Genomic DNA, 244 nt, shown 5'->3' with positions numbered 1-244 from the left:
ATCTCAGCGCCGGCGACCGCTCGACGACGACGGGGGCCGGCGGCGCCTGGTCGATCGGCGGACTGACGCTGGCCGATGTCGGCAAGAACATCTACGAGGTCGTGCCGGACGGCTCGCAGCAGACCGGCACCCTGGTGCAGACCGTCGGCAACCCCGGCAGCGGCGGCACCGACAGCGGCAACGACTTCACCAACTTCCTCGACTTCTCGATCAGTGGCACCAAGTACGAGGACCTGACCGGCGA

The 244-nt window shown here is 68.4% G+C and carries 1 protein-coding gene; it reads left to right on the top strand.

Annotated features, from left to right (window positions below):
• Positions 1–244, top strand: a 244-nt coding sequence (locus EN857_RS36420) for a hypothetical protein (protein WP_187331613.1), incomplete at both ends; no start/stop codon positions are given.

This window comes from Mesorhizobium sp. M4B.F.Ca.ET.214.01.1.1 (genome assembly GCF_004791545.1).
In the GTDB taxonomy this organism is placed as follows: Bacteria; Pseudomonadota; Alphaproteobacteria; order Rhizobiales; family Rhizobiaceae; genus Mesorhizobium; species Mesorhizobium abyssinicae.
Note: the sequence above shows the minus strand (reverse complement) of the source record. Positions and strands in the feature narration are given on the sequence as shown.